The sequence below is a fragment of the Sphaerisporangium sp. NPDC051011 genome (assembly GCF_040653595.1).
Lineage (GTDB): Bacteria > Actinomycetota > Actinomycetes > Streptosporangiales > Streptosporangiaceae > Sphaerisporangium.
This window is the reverse complement of the sequence record NZ_JBFAGG010000044.1, coordinates 1-1,773: the sequence shown is the minus strand read 5'-3', so window position 1 is coordinate 1,773 and position 1,773 is coordinate 1. Positions and strand designations below refer to the sequence as shown.

General features: G+C 66.6%; 1 protein-coding gene. It reads right to left on the bottom strand.

Annotated features, from left to right (window positions below; genetic code table 11):
• Positions 1–24: 24 nt before the first annotated feature.
• On the bottom strand, positions 25–1,680 hold the full coding sequence (locus AB0H21_RS40850) for an IS1182 family transposase (RefSeq protein ID WP_358527472.1): 1,656 nt from the start codon (positions 1,678–1,680) through the stop codon (positions 25–27).
• Between the last annotated feature and the right edge of the window lie 93 nt (positions 1,681–1,773).

Genomic DNA, 1,773 nt, shown 5'->3' with positions numbered 1-1,773 from the left:
GACTCCGTTGGCGAATACTCTGTGTTATGCGGTGATCGTCTGGCGCAGTCTGATGAAGCGTGATGTGCGGGTTCGTCCCAAGGGTGTCTCGGTCAGCCAGGCGTCGACGCGGACCAGATTGATCGCCGTGGCGGTCAACACGCTCTGCAGGTGGGTTTTGGCGAGGCCGATGTAGCGGGAGCGGCGCTGGCCGTGACCGCGGACCGCTTGTGAGATCGTGCCTTCGGCGCCGGCACGGACTTGGTAGCGGCGTTGCCACTGTTCGGTCCGCTGAAGGGCACGGGCGTGGGCGAGCGCCTGGTGTTGCTCGCGGGGGCGCAGCGTAAGCTTGCGGGAGGCGGTGGCCGACTTGGTGCACTGGGCTCGGACCGGGCAGGGGGTGCAGTGGGCCTGGGAGAAGTTCACCTTGATGACCGGGTGCCCGGTCCCGCTGCGCTGGGCCGCCATGGACAGGCTGGTATGCCCTTGCGGGCAGGTGACCTGCCCTTCATCCCAGTTGACGAGGAAATCAGCGGTCTGGAAAGCGTCGCCGTCCTTGGTCTGCCAGCTGGTGTCGGCCGAGACCGGGCCCAGGAGCTCGATCCCGAACCGGTCACGAGCGGTCACGATGTGCTCGGCGCTGACGTAGGCGCTGTCCACGGCGTGTTCGTCAGGCAGCACACCGCGTCGCTCCAGGCTTTCCTGGACCAGCAGGGTGACCTCGCTGTCGTCCACGGGTGCGGGCGTGGTCGCCACATGCGTGACCAGATGCGGACGGTCCGGCTCGCAGGTCTCGGTCAAATGCACCTTGTAGCCGGTCCAGCCGCTGCCCCGCTTGACCGCATAACGGGCATCGGTGTCATACGGGCTGGCCAGCCGGTCCCTACCGACAGGAAGATCCTTCTGTTCACGCAGCCGCACCCCATCATGGTCACGGTAATACTGCTGGATCCAGCACAGCCGCAAGGTCTGCACGGCCTCGACCTGGCGAAGCCACAACGGCGAATCAACGTGGTAGACGGCCTCCAGCAGGACATACCCGTCCCCGCCCACCACGCTGGCATAATCGGCGCGGGCCTGCTCGCCCTTGGGCAGCCGATAGGAGTCGGCGCGCTGGTCATACCGCTCACACCACTCCTGGCCGATCAGCGGGGACAACCAGGACGGCGCGGCCACCGCCAGCGCGTTCAACGCCGCCCGCATCGCCTCCACCACCAACTCCAGCCGGTTCAACGTCCGGGCGGCCGACAGCACGTGGGTGGAATCCGTGCGCGCGCGACCACCCGCGCGAAGCAGCCGAGCCTGCCACAACCGCTCTAACAGCAGCTCCAGCACCCGTTCCTCGGCCGAGCCGCCGATCACCCGATCCCGGAACTCGCTGAACACCGAGAAATCGAACCCCGGATCTTCCAGCTCCATGGCCAGGGCATATTTCCAGTCGAGCCGACCGCGAACCGCATCGGCGGCCTGCCGATCCGACAACCCCTCGGCGTACTGCAGCACCACCGCCAGCGCCAACCGCCCCGGAGACTGCGCCGGCTGCCCGTCACCGGGATACAAATCGGCGAACTCCTCGTCGCTGAACAACCTCCCCAGCGCATCACGCAGCCGCATGCACATGGTGCCCTTGGGGAAGGCAGCCGCGGCAACCCTCCGGGTCGCCTCCGGAATCTGCATGAACGACTCCGGACGCATCGACACGCTACCCGCCACCTTTTGGTCCCCACCTGGATCTTGCGCAGACCATAACTGGACCCTTACGGAACGATCAACCAGGTTCGCCAACGGAGTCCT